Origin of the sequence: Saccharopolyspora oryzae (assembly GCF_027853915.1) — a bacterium.
Lineage (GTDB): Bacteria > Actinomycetota > Actinomycetes > Mycobacteriales > Pseudonocardiaceae > Saccharopolyspora > Saccharopolyspora oryzae.
On sequence record NZ_JAQGLA010000018.1, the window covers coordinates 59,516 to 81,097 of the forward strand.

The 21,582-nt window shown below is 68.9% G+C and carries 17 protein-coding genes; 7 read left to right on the top strand and 10 right to left on the bottom strand.

The annotated features are described in order from the left end of the window. Positions 1–5 precede the first annotated feature (5 nt). From OU415_RS14630 to OU415_RS14650, 5 genes are all read right to left on the bottom strand, one after another. On the bottom strand, positions 6–623 hold the full coding sequence (locus OU415_RS14630) for a phosphatase PAP2 family protein (RefSeq protein WP_270949287.1): 618 nt from the start codon (positions 621–623) through the stop codon (positions 6–8). Positions 624–724: 101 nt separating this feature from the next. After that, entirely contained in the window at positions 725–1,468 is a 744-nt protein-coding gene (locus OU415_RS14635) for a MerR family transcriptional regulator (RefSeq protein WP_270949288.1), read from the bottom strand. A 65-nt stretch (positions 1,469–1,533) separates the two neighbouring features. Further along, positions 1,534–1,920, bottom strand: a complete 387-nt coding sequence (locus OU415_RS14640) for a YchJ family protein (RefSeq protein WP_270949289.1) — start codon at positions 1,918–1,920, stop codon at positions 1,534–1,536. A 101-nt stretch (positions 1,921–2,021) separates the two neighbouring features. Next, complete coding sequence (locus OU415_RS14645; RefSeq protein ID WP_270949323.1) at positions 2,022–3,017, bottom strand: hypothetical protein; 996 nt, start codon at positions 3,015–3,017, stop codon at positions 2,022–2,024. Between the two features lie 167 nt (positions 3,018–3,184). Beyond that, positions 3,185–5,098: a primary-amine oxidase gene (locus tag OU415_RS14650; RefSeq protein ID WP_270949290.1), complete on the bottom strand. Its 1,914-nt coding sequence runs from the start codon at positions 5,096–5,098 to the stop codon at positions 3,185–3,187. Positions 5,099–5,556: 458 nt separating this feature from the next. Here OU415_RS14650 and OU415_RS14655 point away from each other — a divergent pair, with 458 nt between their 5' ends. Continuing rightward, on the top strand, positions 5,557–7,128 hold the full coding sequence (locus OU415_RS14655) for a sensor histidine kinase (RefSeq protein WP_270949324.1): 1,572 nt from the start codon (positions 5,557–5,559) through the stop codon (positions 7,126–7,128). After that, complete coding sequence (locus OU415_RS14660; RefSeq protein ID WP_270949291.1) at positions 7,125–7,811, top strand: response regulator; 687 nt, start codon at positions 7,125–7,127, stop codon at positions 7,809–7,811. The genes OU415_RS14655 and OU415_RS14660 overlap by 4 nt, the downstream gene beginning before the upstream one ends. A gap of 375 nt (positions 7,812–8,186) precedes the next feature. Here OU415_RS14660 and OU415_RS14665 read toward each other — a convergent pair whose 3' ends face one another. After that, on the bottom strand, positions 8,187–8,819 hold the full coding sequence (locus tag OU415_RS14665) for a superoxide dismutase (protein ID WP_270949292.1): 633 nt from the start codon (positions 8,817–8,819) through the stop codon (positions 8,187–8,189). A gap of 163 nt (positions 8,820–8,982) precedes the next feature. Between OU415_RS14665 and OU415_RS14670 the strand changes: the two genes are divergently transcribed. Together OU415_RS14670 and OU415_RS14675 are read left to right on the top strand one after the other, a co-directional pair. Then, complete coding sequence (locus tag OU415_RS14670; protein WP_270949293.1) at positions 8,983–9,780, top strand: SAM-dependent methyltransferase; 798 nt, start codon at positions 8,983–8,985, stop codon at positions 9,778–9,780. 116 nt (positions 9,781–9,896) lie between these two features. Next, on the top strand, positions 9,897–11,012 hold the full coding sequence (locus OU415_RS14675; protein WP_270949325.1) for an acyltransferase family protein: 1,116 nt from the start codon (positions 9,897–9,899) through the stop codon (positions 11,010–11,012). Between the two features lie 70 nt (positions 11,013–11,082). Here OU415_RS14675 and OU415_RS14680 read toward each other — a convergent pair whose 3' ends face one another. From OU415_RS14680 to OU415_RS14690, 3 genes are all read right to left on the bottom strand, one after another. Beyond that, positions 11,083–12,453: a S28 family serine protease gene (locus OU415_RS14680; protein WP_270949294.1), complete on the bottom strand. Its 1,371-nt coding sequence runs from the start codon at positions 12,451–12,453 to the stop codon at positions 11,083–11,085. Positions 12,454–12,802: 349 nt separating this feature from the next. After that, positions 12,803–13,669: a coiled-coil domain-containing protein gene (locus tag OU415_RS14685; RefSeq protein WP_270949295.1), complete on the bottom strand. Its 867-nt coding sequence runs from the start codon at positions 13,667–13,669 to the stop codon at positions 12,803–12,805. Between the two features lie 352 nt (positions 13,670–14,021). Further along, positions 14,022–14,597 (bottom strand): TetR/AcrR family transcriptional regulator, encoded by a 576-nt coding sequence (locus OU415_RS14690; protein WP_270949296.1) that lies wholly within the window; start codon positions 14,595–14,597, stop codon positions 14,022–14,024. A 483-nt stretch (positions 14,598–15,080) separates the two neighbouring features. Here OU415_RS14690 and OU415_RS14695 point away from each other — a divergent pair, with 483 nt between their 5' ends. The 3 genes from OU415_RS14695 (at position 15,081) to OU415_RS14705 (ending at position 19,886) form a co-directional block, all read left to right on the top strand. Next, positions 15,081–16,574 (top strand): aldehyde dehydrogenase family protein, encoded by a 1,494-nt coding sequence (locus tag OU415_RS14695; protein ID WP_270949297.1) that lies wholly within the window; start codon positions 15,081–15,083, stop codon positions 16,572–16,574. A gap of 161 nt (positions 16,575–16,735) precedes the next feature. Beyond that, positions 16,736–18,268 (top strand): APC family permease, encoded by a 1,533-nt coding sequence (locus OU415_RS14700; protein WP_270949298.1) that lies wholly within the window; start codon positions 16,736–16,738, stop codon positions 18,266–18,268. 70 nt (positions 18,269–18,338) lie between these two features. Next, positions 18,339–19,886 (top strand): GMC family oxidoreductase, encoded by a 1,548-nt coding sequence (locus OU415_RS14705; protein WP_270949299.1) that lies wholly within the window; start codon positions 18,339–18,341, stop codon positions 19,884–19,886. Between the two features lie 514 nt (positions 19,887–20,400). Here OU415_RS14705 and OU415_RS14710 read toward each other — a convergent pair. Then, positions 20,401–21,579, bottom strand: coding sequence for a PQQ-dependent sugar dehydrogenase (locus OU415_RS14710; protein WP_270949326.1), 1,179 nt, complete (start codon positions 21,577–21,579; stop codon positions 20,401–20,403). Positions 21,580–21,582: the final 3 nt, after the last annotated feature.

Consider the following 21,582-nt stretch of genomic DNA (forward strand, 5'->3'; position numbering starts at 1 on the left):
CGGAATCAGACGAGGGCGGTGAACAGGCCGCCGCCGATGATCGCTCCCACGATCGCTCCGGCGGTGACCTGGGCCGTCGTGTGGTCGTGGAGGTGGACGCGGGACCAGGAGATCGCCGCGACCACCAGCATCAGCGCCCAGCACACCGGGTGGAAGAGCACCGCGAGGATCACCACCGCGCCCGAGGCCACCGCCGAGTGCATCGACACCTTCCACCAGACCGTGATGCCGCCGGTGACCAGCAGCGACACGATCATGGCGAGGTCCAGGGCGATCAGCAGCCACGGCGCTCCCAGCAGCACCAGCAGTCCCAGCCCGATCAGGCTCATCACGATCAGCGCGATGAACGGCACGAAGCGGCCCGCTCGGTCGCGCACGTGGTGGCTGTCCCAGCGCCCGGTGCGCGCGCCCCACACGATCACGCCCATCGGCAGGATGCTGCTGGTCGCCGCGACCAGCAGGCCCCAGCCCACGGCCGGGCCGATGCTCGCGGTCGCGCGCCAGGCCACCGCCACCGGCAGCAGCACCACGATCACCCACGGTGCGAAGATCTCGGTGAGCACGCGCGCCGCGCGATCCGTCGCGGAGCTGCGGGTGCCGGTCTCGGGTGCTGCGTTGCTCATGGGGTCCTCTGGCGCTCGGGCTGGGCGCCAAGGAGTCTCACACACCCGTCACCCGCGGCGACCAGACGGCCAGAACTCCCAGCCCCGGCCCTGATCCGGGGTCAGGCGCGCTTGGCCTGATCGTCGGCGTCGGCGAGCATCTCGATCAGGCGGTCGCCGAGGACTTCGGGGATGACCCGGGCCGCCGAGCGCGCTGCGGCGGCGTTGAGGGCCGACTTCACCAGCGGGCGCAGGCGGTGCAGGACGTCGGTGTAGAACGGGACCTCGTCCTCGGTCGGCACCGGACGGGTCAGCACGTGCGCGCGGACCATCTCCACCAGGTGGCCCGCGACGTGGTCGATGTCCTGCTGGAGCTGCTCGGCCAGGTCGAGCACCTCGCTGAGCGGGACGCCGAGGCTGACCAGCTCGGTTCCGGCGTCCAGCAGCTGCGGGCTCGGGGAGACGAAGCTGCGACCGCGGCGCTCCAGCAGGCCCAAGTCGATCGCGCGCTTGACGTTGTTGGGGGTGAGCTGCTTGCCGAACTGCCTGCGCAGCTCGGTGATGGTGACGGCGCGCGGAGCTTCGTCCGCCCAGGACTCGCCGACGACCTCTTCCAGGCCGAGCACGTCCCCCAGGCTGCGGCCGGCCTCCCAGGCCGAGATCATCTCCTTGATCTGCGCGAACGCGTACCCGCGCTCGAGCATGTTGATGATCAGCCGCAGCCGGACCAGGTGCGCGTCGGAGTAGATCGCGGTCCGCCCCTGCCGCCGAGGTGGTGGCAGCAGTTCCCGGTCCTGGTAGACGCGCACGTTGCGCACCGTGGTCCCAGCTGCCCGGGCAAGATCGTCGATCCGGTATTCCGCCACTCGACGAAGTCTAGTTCCCCTGTTCGAACACCGCCGGAGGCGCACCGGCCACCGCCCGCGGGCGATTACTCGTGCTCACCGTCGACGTAGAACCACACCCCGCCCTCCTTCTTGAAGCGGCTGTTCTCCGTCAACGTCCCCTTCTCACCGGGCAACCGGTAGTGCGCCCGGAACCGCACGGTCCCCTCCGAATCGAACGGCCCACCACCGCTGCGGTCCAGGACCTCCAACTGCACCCACCGCTGCTCGGGATCGAGCTCGACGTCGGCCGGCCGGGTATCGGGATGCCAAGAGGCCAGCAGGTACGCAACGTCCCCGACGGCGAACGCGCTGAACCGGGACCGCATCAACTGCTCAGCGGTCCCAGCCCGCCCCTCCCCGGAAATCACTCGACCACAGCAGTCGGGAAAAGCTTCACCAAGCCCACAAGGACAACGCTCAAACCCACTCACCCCACCACCTTCTCACCACCGAGGCGGCACCGGTCCGCGGCCGCACCTGCGGTCGTGAGTGCGTAACAGTGTTCGAACACTGTTACGCACTCACGACCATCTCAGGCCGAGCACCGAGGACAGGTGCGGGGCATGCCCTGCCAGCCTTCACGGCGCAACACTGCGATGACCTCCTGCGCCACGCCACATGGATCAGTGCGGACGTCGTGCCAGCCATAGGTCAGACGTGCCCTCGCTGCCAGCTCGGCAGCGTTGTCGCGTCGCCGATCTCGAAACGCGATGCGTCGCGTTTCGTGGAACTGCCGGCCGTCCAGACGCACGGTCAGGCGCACCCCTGAGTCGTCGTAGACCACGTCTTCCCAGAGGACGACGTCGTCGACCACGAACGGAGCCTGCCGCTTGCCCGTCGGCAAACCATGTGCCTGCTCCACGTTCCTCAAGTACTCGGTTTCCAGGACAGAGAGCGCACCACCTGCTAGCAGGTGCAATGCCTGCTTCAACGCTTTTCGGTAGCGGTACGGCGGTCTGAACTCGAGCTGTGCTTGCACTCTCCACACAGCTAGCCGGTTGGCCCCGACCAGCTGCACAAGGCGATCGCGTGCCGCAGCGGGAGTCGGCTCGGCAACTGCCATGTCGATCACGGTGTCTTCGCGATTCGTCCGTGGCGGTTCCGATGGAGCGACGATGTGGTGGAACGCGCGAGAGCGGTGCACCTGGACGATCGGCAGCTGCGAAACAGCGGATTTCTTGTACGGCACCGTGATGTGCACCGGCGAGTCCGCTGCGATCGGCAGCATCCCCCACTCCTCGGCAGCGGTGCGGTGGCTCAACACCGCCCAAGGACCGCCGTAACACAGCGCCGCACTGATCAACGAAGATCTCGGCAGCGGCCCGGTGAAGACCGCATACACATCCGGCAACACCCGCTGCCACCGCCGTGCCTCGATCTGCGCATTCGCGAAGTCCTGGGACAGCCCGAACTCACGAAGCTGCTCGTTGGAGACCACTCCGCACTGGGAGTCCAGGACCTTCGTCCACCGCTCCTGCTCCACTGAGGACAGTGACACATGACGGGACCACTTCGATTTCGTCAACATGTCGTCCAAGATCCGCAGATGGCATGTTTTCCGCCAGTACCAAACCAAAATCTGTGGATCAGTCCATCGCCTGTGGACAACTCGCACCCACCGAACGGGTCTGCCGCGCAGGGGTCGTGAGTGCGTAACAGTGTTCGAACACTGTTACGCACTCACGACCGCTCGGGTCAGCTCTCGCAGCAGTGGGAGCCGGTGCTGCGGGTGGGTGGGACGTCGAGGGTCGGGTTCCGGTCGAAGAAGGCGACCGGTTTCAGGGTGAAGCCGCAGACGTCGACCGGCATGATCGGCCAGTCTTCGGGACGGGGGAAGTGGGTCAGGCCGAAGGTGTGCCAGAGGACGATGTCTTCGCCGTCGATGCTCCGGTTCGCCGCCGCGAAGGCCGGGATCCCCGCACCTCCGCGGCTCTGGTTCACCAGCTCGCCCGCCGGGTAGCGCTCGTCGGGGGCGTACCGGGTGACCCACAGGTGCTTGGTCGCGAAGGCGGCCCGTTCGGCTATCGAGGACTGCGGGTCGGCCAGCAGGACCGGAGTTCCCTGCGGGTGCAGCGCGTAACCGACGGGTTGGCCGAGGCGGTTGGTGCGCTCGGTGTTGACCACGTGCCAGGCCCGGCCCTTCGCCGGATCCGCTTCGCGGCCCGCTTCGGCCTCGTTCGAGAGCCTGGTGACGCTGCGGGTGAAGGCGTTGCCGTGCGGGTTGTCCGCGCTGATCGGCACGCGCTGGGCCTCGACCTCGTCCACGGCGTTGCGGGTTCCGTCGACCATCATGTCCAGGCGGGCGCTGAACAGGTGCTGGTGGTACGGGCCGGCGAGGCCGGGGGCGAGCTCGTTGGACCAGCTCGAACCTTCCTCCGGGTAGGCCGAGGTGAACACGATCCCGGTCGCCTTGGTCTCCAGCTGGATGGTGCCGTCCAGGTAGAGGTACCAGTAGAAGCCGTAGTCGTAGTTGCCGACCGAGACGAAGAACGACACCACCAGGCGCCGCTGCCTGCGGGTCTCGGCCGAGCCGGTGAACACGTCGGTGTGCTTCCACAGCACCCCGAAGTCCTCCTCGTGCATGCACACCGCGTTGCGCAGCGTGCGGGGCGTGCCGTCCTCCTGCGCCACCACCGCGTCGAAGTAGCGGATCTCGCCGAGGCAATCGCAGCCGAGCACCAGCTCGTTGGCGAGCTTGCCCAGCGAGTACTCGCCGGCGTCGAAGTAGTTCTGCCAGAACCGCACCGGCGAAGGGTCGCCGTAGTTGACCACCATCTCGCCGATCGACGCCCGGTAGACCACCGGCCGTTCGCGGTCGCCGTCGCGGAACGACAGCTGGTGCAGCACCAGGCCTTCGCGCGGGTCGAAACCGATGCGGAACCGCCAGTTCTCCCACCGCACCTCGTGGCCGTCGACCTCGAAGCTCGGCCCCTCGGGCTGGGTGATCTCGATCGGGCGCAGCGTGTCGCGCAGCGGGCCGGTCAGCTGCTCGTCGGTGTAGTCGCCGCTCTCGGCCGGGGCCGGGAACTTCCGGTCGTCGACGACCTCCAGCACGCGCTGCTCGATCACGTCGACGTAGGCGACGAGCCCGTCGATCGGGTGGGCCCACGGCAGCTCGTCCGGGGAGTTCTGCGCGAACGACAACGCGCGCAACATCCGGCGACCGCTCTCCTCGGCGACGCCGAACCAGCCCGCCGACAGCGGGCACACCCGCACCTTGGTCACGTCGTCGAAGCCGCGATCGTGGATCGCCCGCAGCCAGGTCTCGTCGCTGCGCACGATCTTCTCGACCAGCTCGTACTCGTCGAGCATCACCGGCGGCTGGCCGTGCTCGACCGGGTCGACCGCCGTCTCGGACACCACTTCACCGCTGGTCAGCGACACCACCGCGGTGGTCAGCCCACCGGTCTTGACGTCGATCAGCACCGACCGCGCCCGGCGGTCCACCGGGTCGCCCTCGCGGTGCTCGAGCACCGCGGACTTGGCCGGTTCTTCCAGCTGCACCAGGGGAAATCGGGTCGACTCGCGCAGCAGGCCGGCCTGCTGCAGGACGTCGCGGTTGCGCAAGATCTCCTCTGCGCTCAGCGGTTCCAGCGGGTGCATCGTCATCGCGCACGACCTCTCGAACGTTCAGCTCAACCCAGGCGTACCCAGACTCCCTCGGTCCCGGTGAATCCGTCCAGTGCGCGCACCCCCGTCCGGATGCTCCGAACGAGGGTGATTTCGGGGGGTGAACGCGGTGGCCCGGTCGCCGGGGGATGTGCGACCGGGCCGCCCGGTGGATGCCCGGAGTGAACGGGCACCCCGCGCTTCGCGCGATTCCGCCGCCTGCGCCGTACCGCCGCGGAATCGCGCGGACACCAGCGTCGTGCGCTGGGCCTGACCACCGCACGGCGCTGCTCGCGGCGATCGGAACGCGACTCGGCCATGGTGCCCGGTCCGGACCGGGCCGGGCCGCTTTTGCAGCTATCGGTAGTTGTGTCACTTGTGAAACCAGGCCCAACAGGGTTGTTCCGGGGGCCGGAGGCGTTAACGTTCCCGCACCGGTCGTGGAGGTGGACATCGTGTTGCGGGTGCAGGCGTCGCTGTCCCGGCAGCTGCTCAGCTGGCAGCTGCTGATCATCTTCGTGCTGCTCGCCTCGGTCGCGGTGTTCTCCGTGGCGCAGACCGACATCGCGTTCCGCGCCAACGAGGGGCGCAAGATGCTCTCGGTCGCCGAGGACCTGGCCGCCACCGACGGCGTGCGGCTAAGCCTGCAGAGCCTGCGCCACAGCGATGCGCTGGCGATCTTCGCCGAGAGCGCTCGCAGCCTCTCTGGCGCTGACGACGTGATCATCGCCGACCGCCGCGGGATCGTGCTCACCTCGCCCGATCCCGCGCAGCGCGGGAAACCGCTGCCGCTCGGCGACAGCACCGTGCTCAACGGCCGGTCGTGGGTCGGCGTGATCAGCGCGGACGGCGTCGAATCGCTGGTGGCGCACGTGCCGGTGATCTCCAACGACTCGCGCATCATCGGCGTGGTCGCGGCCGGCACCAACACCCCCGACGTGCTGCAAGGACTGCGCCAATCCCCCGAGAACCCGATGGCGCTGCTGGCCTTCGCCACGGTGCTGGGGGTGGCCGGATCGGTCCTGCTTGCGCGGCGGGTCAAGCGGCAGACGCTGGGACTCGAACCGAGCGAGATCACGCGGCTGGTCGAGCACCGCGAGGCGCTGCTGCACGGCGTGCGCGAGGGCGTGCTGGGCGTCGACGAGCAGAACCGGATCACGCTGGTCAACGACCAGGCGCGGCAACTGCTGTCGCTGCCCGAGGACTGCGTGGGCCGCGACATCGACTCGCTCGACCTCAACGACCGCGCCCGCGACGTGCTCACCGGCCGCACCGACGGCGTGGACCAGATCGTGCTGCGGCGCGGAAAGGTCGTGGTGCTCAACCGGATGCCGATCTCCTCGGTCGGCGCCGTGGTCACCATGCGCGATCGCACCGAACTCGTCGACCTGCAGCGGGAACTGGCGGTGCACCGCGACACCACCGACACGCTGCGCGCGCAGGCGCACGAGTTCAGCAACCGGCTGCACACCATCTCCGGGCTCATCGAGCTCGGCGAGTACGACGAGGTGCAGCACTACGTCCTGCGCATCAGCCACCGGCACGAGCAGTGGCACGCCGAGGTCACCGCGCGCATCCACGACCCGGCGACCGCGGCGCTGCTGATCGCGAAGGCCAGCCTGGCCGCCGAACGCGGCGTCGGGCTGCGCCTGCACGAGAGCAGCTACCTGCCCGAGATCGACGAAGGGCTGTCCGCGGACCTGGTCACGGTGCTGGGCAACCTGGTCGACAACTCCCTGGACGCGCTCGAGGGCTCGGCGGGGACCGACCGCTGGATCGAGGTCGAACTGCGCGGCAGCGACGAAGTCGTTGCCGTGGTGCGGGATTCCGGGCCCGGGGTGGCCGCCGAGATCGTCGAGGAGGTGTTCCGGCACGGCTTCACCACCAAGGCCGCGCGCGGTGGCGATCGCGGATTGGGGCTGGCCTTGACCAGGCAGATCTGTCATCGTCGCGGCGGCTCGGTGCAGGTGCACAACGCACACGGCGCGGTGTTCACCGCGCGGCTGCCGCTGGAAGGACCGCAGACGTGATCAAGGTGTTGGTGGTGGACGACGACTTCATGGTCGCCAAGGTCCACAGCGGGTACGTGGCGCGGGTGCCCGGATTCGAGGTCGTCGCGGCCGCGCACACCGGCGCCGACGCGATCCACGCGGTCGACGAGCTGCGCCCCGACCTGGTGCTGCTCGACATCTACCTGCCCGACCTCGACGGGCTCGCGGTGCTGCGCGAGCTGCGCGCGCACCCGACCGCCGACCCCGACGTCATCATGATCACCGCGGCCCGCGACCTGGACACGGTGCGCGGCGCCATCCGCGGCGGGGCGCTGCACTACCTGATCAAGCCGTTCAGCTTCGAGGCGCTGCGCGATCAGCTGGAGGGGTTCCGGGCGCTGCACAGCAAGCTCAGCGAGCTGCCCGGCGACGCGCCCGCCGCGCAGCAGGACGTCGACCAGCTCTTCGGCACCCGCACCCGCCGCGCGGCACCGCCGAAGGGGCTGGCCAACGAAACCGCGGACATCGTCGAGCGCATCCTGCGCGAGGCGACGGCTGCGGGCGGCGACCTGTCGGCGACCGAGTGCGCCGAGGCGAGCGAGCTCTCCCGCGTCAGCGCCCGCAAGTACCTGGAGCACTTCGCCGACACCGGCCGCGCCGAGGTCCGTCTCCGCTACGGCGGCACCGGCCGCCCCGAACGCCGCTACCGCTGGTCCGGCTGACCTCGGCCCCGGTCCAGGTCACGCAATTTCAATGGAAATCAGACCTCCGATTTCCATTGAAATCGAACACCTCGGAACCCCGGTTCCACATCGCGGAACAAGATGAACGAAGTGGGTCCGTGTCCGAGGTCCGGGGTCGAGGTCCTGGTGGGGCTCGGGGGTCCGCAGTTTCAATTGAAACTGTGATCCGCCGTGCCTGGGGTCCGCAGTTTCAATTGAAACTGTGATCCGCCGTGCCTGGGGTCCGCAGTTTCAATTGAAACTGCGGACCGCCGTTTGCAGTTTCAATTGAAACTGTGGTTGCCGGGGGCGTCGGAGCGATGAGTTCCGGGTGGAGCCGGCGCTCCGACGCGCCCGGGCATGTCCGGTGGGACGTCAGGCGGTGGGGAGGCGGAGGCCGTTGTAGCCGGCGCGGGCGTCGGCGAAGCGCTTGGACACCTCGTCCCAGTTCACCACGTTCCACAGGTGCTTGACGTAGTCCGCCTTCACGTTGCGGTACTGCAGGTAGTAGGCGTGCTCCCAGATGTCGAACACCAGCAGCGGCGTGGTCGCGATCGACAGGTTCGAGTGGTGATCCCGCAACTGCTGGGTGATCAACCGCTGACCCACCGGGTCCCACGCCAGCACACCCCACCCGTTGCCCTGGATCGTGGTCGACACCGCCTCCATCTGCGCCCGGAACGCATCGAAGGACCCGAAGTCCTCATCGATGGCCGCGGCCAGCTCACCGGTCGGCTTGTCCCCACCGTTCGGCGACAGGATCTTCCACCACACCAGGTGCAGCGAATGCCCGGCCAGGTTGAACGCCAGGGTCGTCTCCAACCCCACGATCGACGAGAAATCGCCCTTGTCCCGCGCCTCCGCGATCTTCTCGACCGTGTCGTTGGCGCCTTTGACATAGGCCGCGTGGTGCTTGCTGTGGTGCAACTCGTTGATCTCACCGGCGATCGCCGGCTCCAACGCCGCGTAGTCGTAATCCAACTCCGGCAGGACGTACTGCTGCGCCATCGAGCCTTCTCCCTTCACCGATCTTGCGGTTCGGGAGAAGTCTCGAACCTCCAGTGCGCTCAAGGTCAATGACGTTGCGCGAGTGCCGTCGATCACTTTTCACCCTGTTCGGCGCGCGATCGGGAAACTACTCTTCGCATCAGACCGGTCACTCGGAGGAACGATGCCCGAACGATCCCAGATCCCGCACGACCTGGACCTGGACCGCCCCAGCGGGGCCCGCGTGCACGACTTCATCCTCGGCGGCGGCAGCAACTTCTCCTCCGATCGCGAACTGGCCCGCCGGATCCTCGAGGCCGCCCCGGACGTCCGCACCGACGCGCTGGCCAACCGCGCCTGCCTGCACCGCGCGGTGCGCACCTGCCTGGACCTGGGCGTTCGGCAGTTCCTGGACGTCGGGTGCGGCATCCCGACCCTCGGCACCTCGCACCACACGGCCCAGCAGCTGGCCCCGGACGCGCGAGTGGTCTACGTCGACAGCGAACCGCTGGCCGTCACCCAGGGCGAGCTGCTGCTGGAGAGCAACCCCGGCGCCGCGATCGTGCAGGCCGACCTGCGCGAGGTCGACGCGGTGCTGAGCTCGGAGCGCACCCGCCGGCTGCTGGATCCGGCCGAGCCGGTGGCGGTGCTGATGTTCTCCGTCCTGCACTTCGTCCCGGAGCCCCCGTCGGAGTTGATCCGCCGCTACCTGGACGCCTTCGCGCCGGGTTCGCTGCTCGGCCTGACCCACTTCACCGCCGACCACGCACCGCGGGCCATGCGCGCGGTGCTCGACCTGCTCTCCGACAGCCAGCACCCCGGCACCGCGCGCAGCCGCGCCGAGTTGGAGTCCCTGCTGGCCGATCTCGACCTGCTGGAGCCGGGCGTGGTGCCGACGGCGGACTGGCGGCCGGAGCCCGGCGACTCGGACCTGCGCACCGCGCTGCCGCTGAGCTACGCCGCGCTGGCCCGCAAACCGTGACCAACCCGACATAGATCCATCAGGTGGCAGATAGTGGGCCATCTGCCCAGTTCAAAACACGATTATCCTTCGGTATTCCGACAAACCCCCCTGGTACGGTGACCTCCGTGCCCGAGATGACGTCCGCTGCTACCCGTCGGAGCTCGGGCCGGAGCAAGCGCAAGATCAGCTGGGACGTGGTGCGCGCGGCCTGCGTCGTGCTGGTGATGCTCTACCACTCGACCTTCCTGAGCACCTACCTGCACCCGGAGATGACGCCGCGCACGGTGGTCTTCCCGTTCCAGGTCGGCGCCAGCCTGCTGCTGGTGATCTCGGCGTACTTCGCGTGCGTGACGATCGGTCGCGGATCGCTCCTGCGCTACTGGTGGGGCCGGATGGCCCGGCTCGTCCCGCCGTTCCTCGGCGCCGTCGTGGTGATCTTCCTGGTGATGCGCTGGGCCGCCGTGGAGGGCTGGTTCTACCCCACCTTCAGCGACCTCGCGGCGAACCTGCTGATGCTGTGGAACTGGAAGCCCGCCGACTACTGGTTCATCGACGGCTCGCACTGGACCGTTCCGCTGCAGCTCATGGGTTTCACCGCCGCAGCGCTGCTGTACGCCGGCAGGTTCGGGCACGGGCGGCGGATCCTCGTGGTGCTGTGGCTGGCGGTGCTGGTGCCGATCGCGCAGTGGCCGCTGCGGGTGACCGACTCGTCCGAGGCCTACCGCACCATCGTCGACGGCATCGGCATGCACCGCTGGCACCTGTTCGTGGTCGGGGTGGCCATCTGGCTCGGGTCGACGCGGCGGATCTCGATGCCGCACTTCGTCGGACTGCTGATCGCCTGCATGGCCGGGCAAGCGCTGCACAACTACGCCGAGACGCCCGAGGGCCTGGTGGCCGACTGGGGCTCGACCATCGCGGTCTGCCTGGGCATGGTCGTGGTGTCGCTGGTCGCCTTCGGCCCGGACTGGGACCGGGTGATCCCGAAGTGGCTGGCCGGCCGGATCAGCTGGTTCGCCGGCATCTCCTACGGCGTGTTCCTGGTGCACCAGACCATCGGCTACATCGTGATGCGCAAGCTCGACGAGATCGGCGTGGACCCGCTGCTGCAGACCGCCGCGATGCTGATCACCGGCACCGTCCTCGGCTGGGCGCTGACCCGCGCGGTGGAGCGCCCGTCGCACAAGTTCCTGATGAACACCTACGACCGCCTGGCCGCTCGCCGCGCCGCGAGGTCCGAGGTCGGCTGACACCACCCCGCGCTCATCGCGAAGGGCACCTCCCCGACTGCCGGGAAGGTGCCCTTCGCGATGACGCCGATCAGAACGGGTGGCGTTCCAGCGGCTCGACGTCGAGGACGGCCGAGCGCGTCGTCGGCGCTTCGACGTCGGCCCAGCGGCGCACGGTCGCCTCGGCCTCGCTCCGCTGGTCGGCGGGCAGCCCCGCGATCTTGGAGCCGTGGTTGCCGCCCGGAACCAGGTAGCTGTAGGAGTCGCGGGTGGCGGGCCCGAGCTCGAAGGGCTCGGCGCTCCACGGGTCGCGCTCGCCGTTGACGAACATCAGCTGCGAACCGCCGGTGCGCACCCACGTGTCGACCTGGCGCATCACGCCCGGCTGGAAGCGCATCGGGATCTCGCGCGGCACCAGGTTGCGGGGCTGGCTGAGCTCGCGGTGGTGCAGCAGGTCGGCCAGCGGCTCGTCGGAGACGTCCGGCCAGCCCAGCTGCGTGCCCGCCTGGTAGTAGTACGGCGTGTAGGGCTCGATGCCCTGGTCGGTGTAGAAGCGGAACTCCGAGGTCTCGTCGAAGAACCGGTAGATCTCGTCGGTGCTGGCCGTGGTCGCCGGGATCTTGGCGCAGTCGTCCTGGCCGCGGTACTGCCAGAACGCGAACGGCGCGTCGAGCACGACCATCTCCAGGCCCCGGTCGACGTCGCCGATGATCCGGTCGAAGGTCAGCCCCTCGGCATCGGCGTAGGCCTGGAACTTCGCCATCATCTCGCCGCGCCTGATCAGCGCTTCCCGCTGCACCGCGGTCAGCGCCGCGCGGCAGGCCGGGTCGGTGCCGACGCCGGCCAGGAACTCGTCGTAGCGGTCCTGGTCGTTGTCCACGTCGTTGGGCGCGACGTAGGCGACCGTGCCGTCGACGTCGTCGGGGTAGAACCGCCGGTGGTAGACCGCCGTCATGCCGCCCTTGCTGGCCCCGGTGGTGATCCACTGGTGCTGGTAGACCGTGCGCAGCGCGGTGATCACCCGGTGCTGGTCGGTGGCGGCCTGCCAGATGTCGAGGTCGTTCCAGTCTGCCGGGTCGGGCCGCGACGGGGTGAAGAAGCGGTGCTCCAGGCTCACCTGGTTGCCGTCGACCAGCTGCGTCGGCTCGGTGCGGCTGGTCTTCTCCGGCAGGTTGTAGCCGGAGGTGTAGAGCACGGTCGGCCGCGCCAGGTCGCGGTGCAGCAGCGTCAGGCGCTGCTGGAAGGTCCCGGCCTCCGGGTGGCGGTGGTCGACGGGCTGGGTGTAGGTCAGGTCGAACAGCCGGAACCCGGGTTCGGTGGGCCGCTCCCCCACCACCGTCAGGTCCGGCACCGCTTCCAGCCGGTCGCGCACGTCGTCCACCGGGGGCGCCGCGCCCACCGGGGCTCCGATCAGCAGCATCCCGCACACCGCGGCGATGGTGACCAGACCGCGCCAGTTCATTCCGCCTCCCACTGCGCCGAATTCCAGTCGAACCTAGTGATCACGCGCGGTGCCCGGAAGGTCTCGGCGTGTTCTCGCCGAGCGGCTCCGCAGCTGCGATCCTCTCGGTTGGTGATCGAATCCGCCTGCTGGAACGATCAGCGGACGCCGAACGGGGGCAGCGGATCAGCGCACGGGCGGAGGCGGGCGGCTGGGCCGTCGACCGCGATACCCGGGAGCGGGCGCAATTCCGCAGGGAATTGCGCCCACTCCCGAACTCGACCCGATTCGAATTCGGCCATCGGGCCTGAATGCGACAATTCTGCGAGAAATCGCGGTCACCCGGGGTGATCGCGAACTCGCACCGCGGTCAGTTGCGACTCGCCGCCGCTTCTTCCGGCACCGGTTCCTCGTGGCGCTGCTCGGGAACGTCGACGTCGCCGGACGGGACCTGTCCACTTCGGACCACTTCGGACACGTAACCGTCCGATCCCTCGCTGGCCGCGCCCGCTTCGGTGGCGGCCAGGAACGGTTCCGCGGTGGCCAGGACCTGCTGCGCCGCGCGGACCCGCTGCGCGAGGTCCTGCCGCATGCGCAGCATCGCCTCGGAGTACTCGTCGGCCCGCCGGATCCGCCGCTGCGCTTCCGCGGTCGCTTCGCGGACCCGCCGCTGCGCCGCTTCGCGGCTGGCCTGCTCGCGCTCGGCCATGGTCCGCGACGCCTCTTCGCGGCGCGCCGCCATGGACACCTCGAAGTCGTGCTCGACCTGGGTGCGCCGCTCCTCCGCCTCGGCGTCGAGGCGACGGCGGTGCTCCTCGGCTTCCCGCTTCATGGCCTGCACCTCCTTGCGGGTGCGGGCCAGCATCTCGTTGCGCTGCTGCTCGGACTGCCGCCGCCACTCATCGGCCTCGGCGACCAGCTTCTCGTAGCGCTCGCGCAGCTCGGCCGCGGCCTGCTCGCTGCGCGCCCACTCGTGCTCGGAGGCGGCCTGCGCTGCGGCGACCACCTCGTTCGCTTCGTCGTGCGCGAGCCGGACCATGCGGCGTAAGCGGTCGGTCAGCGCAGCGGCATCGATGGGAGTGCGCGCCTGGTCGTCGAGCTGCTGCTTGAGCACCTCGACCTCGGCGCGCGCCTGGTCCAACTGCGCGGCCAGGTCGCCGACCTGGCTGAGCGCTGAGTCCCGATCCTCTGCGAGCATCCGGATCTCGGTCTCGGTCTGCTGGATGTAGAACTTCACCTGAGAACGGCGGAACCCGTACCAAACAGTGTCGAAATCCGACTTGAGCGGCACCAATTCGCGGTCTTCGTTGTGCCCCACGGTCTCACCCCACCTGAAGTTGATCAATCGTGCTGGGAGCGAGCCACGCCCCGACGCGGCATGTCCGTTGTACACCGGAAAAACGCCGGGCGATGTGCTCCACCGGGCTGAAACCGGCAGACCGGACGCCCGCGGCGCGGACGGTGCCAACGATCGCTGGCACCCATTCTGACCACCGCGCGCATCTAGATCAACAGTGCCGGATTCGGTGCAATGCAACGGACATCCGATGTTGACCGATCGGACACCAAGCCGGAAAACCGCGCCGGAATCAGCTTTCCGCGGCGCCGGTCAGGACCCGGCGGAATATCATCTCGATTTCATCTCGACCGGGCACCGTTTCCCGGACGATCCCCTGCAGCAGCAATCCGCAGAACACCACCGACAGCGCACGACCGGTGGCCTCGTCGGTGCGCGCGGCGAACAGCTCCGCCAGCGCGTTGTCCCACTCCTGGCTCGCGTGGTGCAGCGCGGGCTTGTGCAGCGCGGCGATGTAGAGCTGGTGCTGGACCGCGGTCTGCAACCGGGCCGGGCCCAGGTAGTGCAGCACGAGATCGGCCAGCGCGGTCGCGAGATCGCCGTTGTCGCCGAGCCCCTCGGCCCACTGCCGCATCTGCGCGACGTCATCGGCGGCGGCCTGCCGCAGGGCGCTGACCAGCAGGTCGTCGAGGGTCGCGAAGTAGTAGGTGGTCGACCCCAGCGGAACACCCGCCGCAGCCGCGACGGCACGGTGCGTGAGCTTGTCCACGCCGCGCTCGGCGACCACGTCGATCGCGGCCCGCGCGATGCGTTCGGGCCTGGTCGGGTCCTTGCGGCGCGCGGCGGGCGCGGGCTGCGTGGTCGACATTCGCTGGGACGTCCTCCTGGTGCCGGCTGCTTCTCGACGGCGGGCCGAGTTGACCAAGTACAGCCTGCCATGCCGGGGCGCCAACGCGATGCGGTCCAGGTCACCGAATTCGCGTTACCGCTGTTCGGAGCGCATATTTTCAACGGCGAACGACATCGGGCAACCCAGGTGATGTACATCTGTACATGTCCGGTGTTAGGGTCTTCGCCAGCACTGAGAGCAATCACGGACCAGGTCGAGGAATCGACCTCCGCTGGAATTGAACGAATACATCGCCCGGCCGCCACCGAATGCACCGCCAGGAGGTGAAATCGCTGCAAGGCGCGCCGACGGCACCTTTCGGCGAATTCCTACTCGATGCACCGATGACGATTCGCGTGGCGAAGATCCGGTTCTCACGTCATTGTGTGACCACGCCGCCACCAGAAGTGCGCAACCGGGCGGTTCCAGCACAAAAAGCACAACCATCACGGGGATACGAGCATGTCGCAAGCTGAGAATTCAGCACCCACGCTGTTCATCGACGGCGAATGGGTGCCGGCCGCGGACGGTCGCACCCGCGAGATCCACTGCCCCGCCGACGGGGAGCTGGTGGCCACCGTCTCCGAGGGCGGGCGCGCCGACACCGAGCGCGCCATCGCCGCTGCTCGCCGCGTCTTCGACGAGGGCTCCTGGGCGAGCACCTCGCCGTGGGAGCGCGGCGACCTGTTGCTGCGGGTCAGCGACATCATCCAGCGCGACAAGGCCGAGTTCGCCCGCGCCGAATCGCTCGACACCGGCAAGCGCCTGGTGGAGAGCGAGTACGACATGGACGACATCGCCGCGTGCTTCCGCTACTACGGCAAGATCGCCGGCACCGACGCGGGACGCGTCGTGGACACCGGCTCGCCGGACTCGATCAGCCGCGTCCAGTACGAGCCGGTCGGCGTGTGCGGCATGATCACGCCCTGGAACTACCCGCTGCTGCAGGTGGCCTGGAAGGTCGCCCCGGCCATCGCCGCCGGCAACACCTTCGTCCTCAAGCCCAGCGAGCTGACCCCCGGCACCGCCATCCTGCTGATGCGCGCGCTGGCCGAGGCGGGCCTGCCCGCCGGCGTCGGCAACCTGGTGCTGGGCACCGGCGCCGAGGTCGGCTCGGTGCTGGCCGAGCACCCCGACGTGGACCTGATCTCCTTCACCGGTGGTCTGCACACCGGCCGCAAGATCTCCGCCGCCGCGGCGCCGACGGTCAAGAAGGTCGCGCTGGAGCTCGGCGGCAAGAACCCGAACGTGGTCTTCGCCGACGCCGACTTCGAGACCGCCGTCGACTACGCGCTGACCGCGATCTTCCTGCACTCCGGCCAGGTCTGCTCGGCGGGCGCGCGGCTGATCGTCCAGGACGAGCTGCACGACGCGCTGGTGGACGAGATCGTCCGCCGCGCCGAGCTGATCCGCATCGGCGGCCCGTTCGACAGCGAGGCCGAGACCGGCCCGCTGATCTCCGCGGCGCACCTGCAGAAGGTCGACGACTACGTCGCCAAGTCCGTCGCCGAGGGCGCCGTGCTGCGCACCGGTGGCCGCCGCCCCGAGGGCGAGCGCTACGCCAACGGCCACTACTACCTGCCGACCGTCCTCGACGAGGTCCAGCAGGGCTCGTACGCGGTGGTCGAGGAGTCCTTCGGCCCGGTGCTGACCGTGGAGCGCTTCACCGACGAGGACGACGCGGTGCGCATCGCCAACGACACCCACTACGGCCTGGCCGGCGCGGTGTTCACCGGTGACCCGGCCAAGGCGCAGCGGGTGGCCAACCGGCTGCGGCACGGCACCATCTGGATCAACGACTTCCACCCCTACCTGCCGCAGGCGGAATGGGGCGGTTACAAGCAGTCCGGCATCGGCCGCGAACTCGGCCGCGCCGGCCTCGGCGAGTACCAGGAGGCCAAGCACGTCTACCAGAACCTGCGGCCCGGTCCGCAGAACTGGTTCTCCGGGAAGTAAGCACGACCAAACGCGCTGCGGCGGTGCAACCGATCCACCGCCGCAGCGCGCTCATACGCGGCTGAACTGGCCGCGATCGCACAAACCGCGCGAAGCAAGCAACCACCCGGTCCAACCCTCCTGCTCCGGCGGGCGCGTTGACCGGGAAAGGAGTTCGGGGCATGAGCGCGCCCAATCACGACGCCGAGCTCAACGAGTTCGGCTACACCAACAAACTGAAGAGAAGCCTCGGAAGCTTCCACACCTTCGCCGCCGGGATCAGCTACATCTCGGTGCTCACCGGCACCTTCCAACTGTCCTACTTCGGCCTGTCCTTCGGTGGACCCGCCTACTGGTGGTCCTGGCCGATCGTGTTCGTCGGGCAGTTGCTCGTGGCGTTGAGTTTCGCCGAGCTGGCATCGCGATACCCGATCGCCGGTTCCGTCTACAACTGGGCGAAGAAGCTGGGCGGTCAGCACGTCGGCTGGTTGGCCGGGTGGATGATGCTGCTGGCCTCGATCGTCTCGATCTCGGCCACCGCCCTGGCCTACCAGAACACGCTCCCCCAGATCTGGGCCGGCTTCCAGATCATCGGTGACAGCGGCAACGCCACCGATGCCGCGGTCAACGGCATCCTGCTGGCGACGGTGCTGATCCTGTTCACCACGCTGGTCAACGCCTTCGGCGTCAAGCTGATGGCCCAGATCAACAGCGCCGGTGTGTTCATCGAGCTGGCCGCCGCCGTGCTGCTGATCATCGCGCTGGCGCTGGTGGTGGTGAACCCGCCGACCGTCGTGCTCGACACCAACGGCACCGAGGCCGCCTTCGGCGGCAACTACCTGAGCGCGTTCCTGGTCGCCGGGATCGCCTCGTCGTACGTGATGTACGGCTTCGACACCGCCGCATCGCTGGGCGAGGAAGCCATCGACCCGCACCGCAACGCCCCCAAGGCGATCCTGCGGGCGCTGATCGCCTCGTTCGTGCTCGGCGGCCTGATCCTGCTGTTCGGCATGATGGCCACGCGCGACTTCTCCGCACCGGAGCTGGCCACCAGCGGTCTGCAGTTCGTGCTCAGCGACGCGCTCGGCCCGCTCGTCGGCCGGCTGTTCCTGCTGGCGATCTTCGTGGCGATCACGGTGTGCGTGCTCGCGGTGCACACCGCGGCGATCCGGATCGTCTTCGCCATGGCCCGCGACAACGCGCTGCCGGCGGGCAAGCTGCTGGCCCGCGTCAGCCCGCGGTTCCAGACCCCGGTCGTCCCCGCCATCGTCATCGGCGTGATCGCGGTGGCGCTGCTGCTGGTCAACATCGGCCAGCCGCAGATCTTCACCGCCATCACCAGCCTGGCGATCATCCTGATCTACATCTCCTACCTGCTGGTCACCGTGCCGATGCTGGTCGCGCGGCTGCGCGGCAAGTGGAAGCCCGGCAAGGAGGAAGGCCGGTTCAGCCTGGGCAAGCTGGGGCTGCCGATCAACGTGCTGGCCGTGGTGTGGGGCGCCGGCATGACCATCAACCTGGCCTGGCCGCGCCGCGAGGTCTACAACGCCGAGCCGCCGTACCACTGGTACCTGCAGTACAGCTCGGTGCTGTTCGTCGGAGTCGCGGCGGTGGGCGGATTCGCGTACTACTGGTTCGTCCAGCGGCACAAGGTCGGCGTTCTCGCCGAACATTCGTCCACTTCGGACAAAGAGAAGACCAGCCCGGTCGCCTGAGAGGTTCGCTCAACCCGCCCACGAAGCGGGATGACCAGAACTCTTATTCACAGAAACGGAGATTCGGACAATGACAGACCAGTTCGACTACGTGGTGGTCGGTGGTGGCAGCGCGGGTGCGGCGGTCGCGTCGCGGCTTTCGGAGGACCCGAACGTCACCGTGTGCCTGCTCGAGGCCGGTCCGTCGGACGTCGGCGACAAGGCGATCCTCGAGCTCAAGCGCTGGATGGCACTGCTGGAGTCCGGCTACGACTGGGACTACCTGATCGAGCCGCAGGAGAACGGCAACTCCTTCATGCGCCACGCCCGGGCCCGCGTGCTCGGCGGCTGCTCCTCGCACAACTCCTGCATCGCCTTCTGGGCCCCGGCCGAGGACCTGGACGAGTGGGAGTCGATGGGCTGCACCGGTTGGGGCGCCAAGGACATCTTCCCGCTCTACAAGCGGCTGGAGACCAACGACGCCCCGGGTGAGCACCACGGCCGCAGCGGCCCGGTGACCCTGCGCAGCGTCCCGCCGAACGACCCGTGCGGTGTCGCGATGCTGCAGGCCTGCGAGGAGCAGGGCATCCCGACCACGGAGTTCAACTCCGGCAAGACCGTCACGCACGGCGCCAACTGGTTCCAGATCAACTGCAAGGAGGACGGCACTCGCTCCTCCTCGTCGGTGTCGTACCTGCACCCGAACCTGGACCGGCCGAACCTGGAGATCCGCACCCAGGCGTGGGCGAAGAAGGTCACCTTCGACGGCACCCGCGCCACCGGCGTGGAGTACCTGGACGCGGACCTGATCCACACCCGCACGGTCACCGCCCGCCGCGAGGTGGTGCTGTCCACCGGTGCCATCGACACCCCGAAGCTGCTGATGCTGTCGGGCATCGGCCCGGCCGAGCACCTGCGCGAGTTCGGCATCGACGTGCTGGTCGACTCCCCCGGCGTCGGGTCCAACCTCCAGGACCACCCGGAGGGCGTCATCAGCTGGGACGCCAAGAAGCCGATGGTCACCGACTCGACGCAGTGGTGGGAGATCGGCATCTTCACCACCACCGAGGACGGCCTGGACCGGCCGGACCTGATGTTCCACTACGGTTCGGTGCCCTTCGACATGCACACCGTGCGGCAGGGCTACCCGACCTCGGAGAACAGCTTCTGCCTGACCCCGAACGTCACCCGCGCCCGCTCCACGGGCACGGTGCGGCTGCGCAGCCGCGACTTCCGGGACAAGCCGAAGGTCGACCCGCGGTACTTCACCGACCCGCACGACATGCGGGTGATGACCGAGGGCATCAAGCTGGCCCGCAAGATCGTGGCGCAGCCGGCGATGCAGGAGTGGGCCGGCGCGGAGCTGTTCCCGGGTCCGGACGTGCAGACCGACGACGAGATCGCGGACTACTTGAAGCGCACCCACAACACCGTCTACCACCCGGCGTGCTCGGTGCCGATGGGCGCTGAGGACGACGCGAGCAAGCCGCTGGACCCGCGCCTGCGGGTCAAGGGCGTGCAGGGTCTGCGCGTCGCGGACGCCTCGGTGATGCCGTTCCTGGTGGCGGTGAACCCGAACATCACCACCATGGCCATCGGCGAGAAGTGCTCCGACATGCTGAAGGAAGACAACAGCTGATCCGGTGCGGGGGCACCTGGTGCCCCCGCACCTCCCATCGATCTCACCCGATCGATGCCGACGCCGGTGCTGTTCCCCGAAAGCAGCGTGGTGTTCGGTAGCTGCGAAGGCCCCTCCGGTCCCCCGCCCCGGAGGGGCCTTCGCCATTCCAATGAGGTTTTCCATCCCCGTCCTGCGTAGCGATGCGGGTAGCGGAACCTCAGCGGTGCAAGCGCCGAGTGTGGGCTATGCGCCTACGGCGCATGCGACCCTCGCCGCGCGGTGCCGGTCGTGCTTCGCGGTCACAGACCGTACCCTCCGCAAATTCAATGGAAATTGGACGTCCGATTTCCATTGAAATTGCGGAAGTTCTCCCAGACCGGACGACTTGTCCACATCCGTCGGCGTGTCAGGCGCCCGACACGCCGGGGTCCCGACACGCCCGGGTGTGCAGTTTCAATTGAAACTGTAAAACCCGGGCACGGCGGATCGCAGTTTCAATTGAAACTGTGGTCCTCGTGGTGGGGCGTGGGGGTCAGTTGGTGGTGACTCGGAGGATCTTGTCGTCTTCGCCGTTGGACGTCGAGAGGTAGAGGGCGCCGTCGGGGCCTTGGCGGGCTGCTCGGAGGCGGCCGAAGGTTCCGTTCAGCTCCGGTGGGATCAGCACTTCGCGGACCGCGCCGTCGGGGGCGGTGCGGAGCAGGAGGAGCTTGCTGCCGCGGAGGGTCGCGACGGCCAGCGCGCCGTCGAGGCGCCCCCACTGCGGGCCGGTCAGGAACGTCGCGCCGCTCGGGGCCAGGCGCTCGTCGCCGGAGGACCACACCGCCCTGATCGCGTCCGGGAAGCGGTGCAGGTCCGTCATCGGCACCGATTCGTCGTAGCCGCTGGTGGTGCCGCCCTGCGACGGGTTCCAGCCGTAGTTCCCGCCCGGCCGCAGCAGGTTGACCTCGTCGTCGTAGGCCGGGCCGTGCTCGGCGATGAACACCTGCCCGTCGGGGCGCGGCGCGACGCCCTGCACGTTGCGGTGCCCGAACGTCCAGATCAGCCGCTCGCGGGGGTCGGGCGAGCTGATGAACGGGTTGTCCGGCAGCGGCGCACCAGTGTCGATGTTCAGCCGCAGCACCTTGCCGCCCAGCGACGTGCGGTCCTGCGGTACGTCGGGGCGGGCGGAGTCGCCGGTGCCCACCAGCAGCGCGCCGTCCGCGGCGAGCGCGAGGCGGCAGCCGGAGTGCCGACCGCTGGGGTTCAGCGGGAGCCCGGTGAGCAGGTCGCCGACGCGGTCCGCGCGCGAGCCGTCCTCGGAGAGCCGCCAGGTGACCACCCGGACGTCCACCGCCTTGCCGCCGACCTGGTGGGTCTGGCAGGTGAGGAAGCGCCGGTCGGCCGCGAAGTCCGGGTGCACCAGCAGGCCCAGCAGGCCGCCTTCGCCCTTGACCAGCAGGTCGCCGAAGCCGGCTCGCACCGGGTGCACCAGGGCGCCGGGGCGGTGGTCGGCGAGCAGCGCCAGTCGGCCGGGACGTTGGTCGACCAGGGCCGTGCCGTCCGGCAGGAAGCCGATGTCCCAGGGATCTTGCAGGCCGCTGGCGATCACCTCGACGTGCAGCTGCGCACCGGGTTCCGGTGGTGCGGTGCTGGCCGGGGCCGGGCGGCCCGTGCTGTTCCCGCCGCAGCCCGCGAGCGCGAGGAGCAGGACCAACGCGGCGAATCGGCGCAGGAG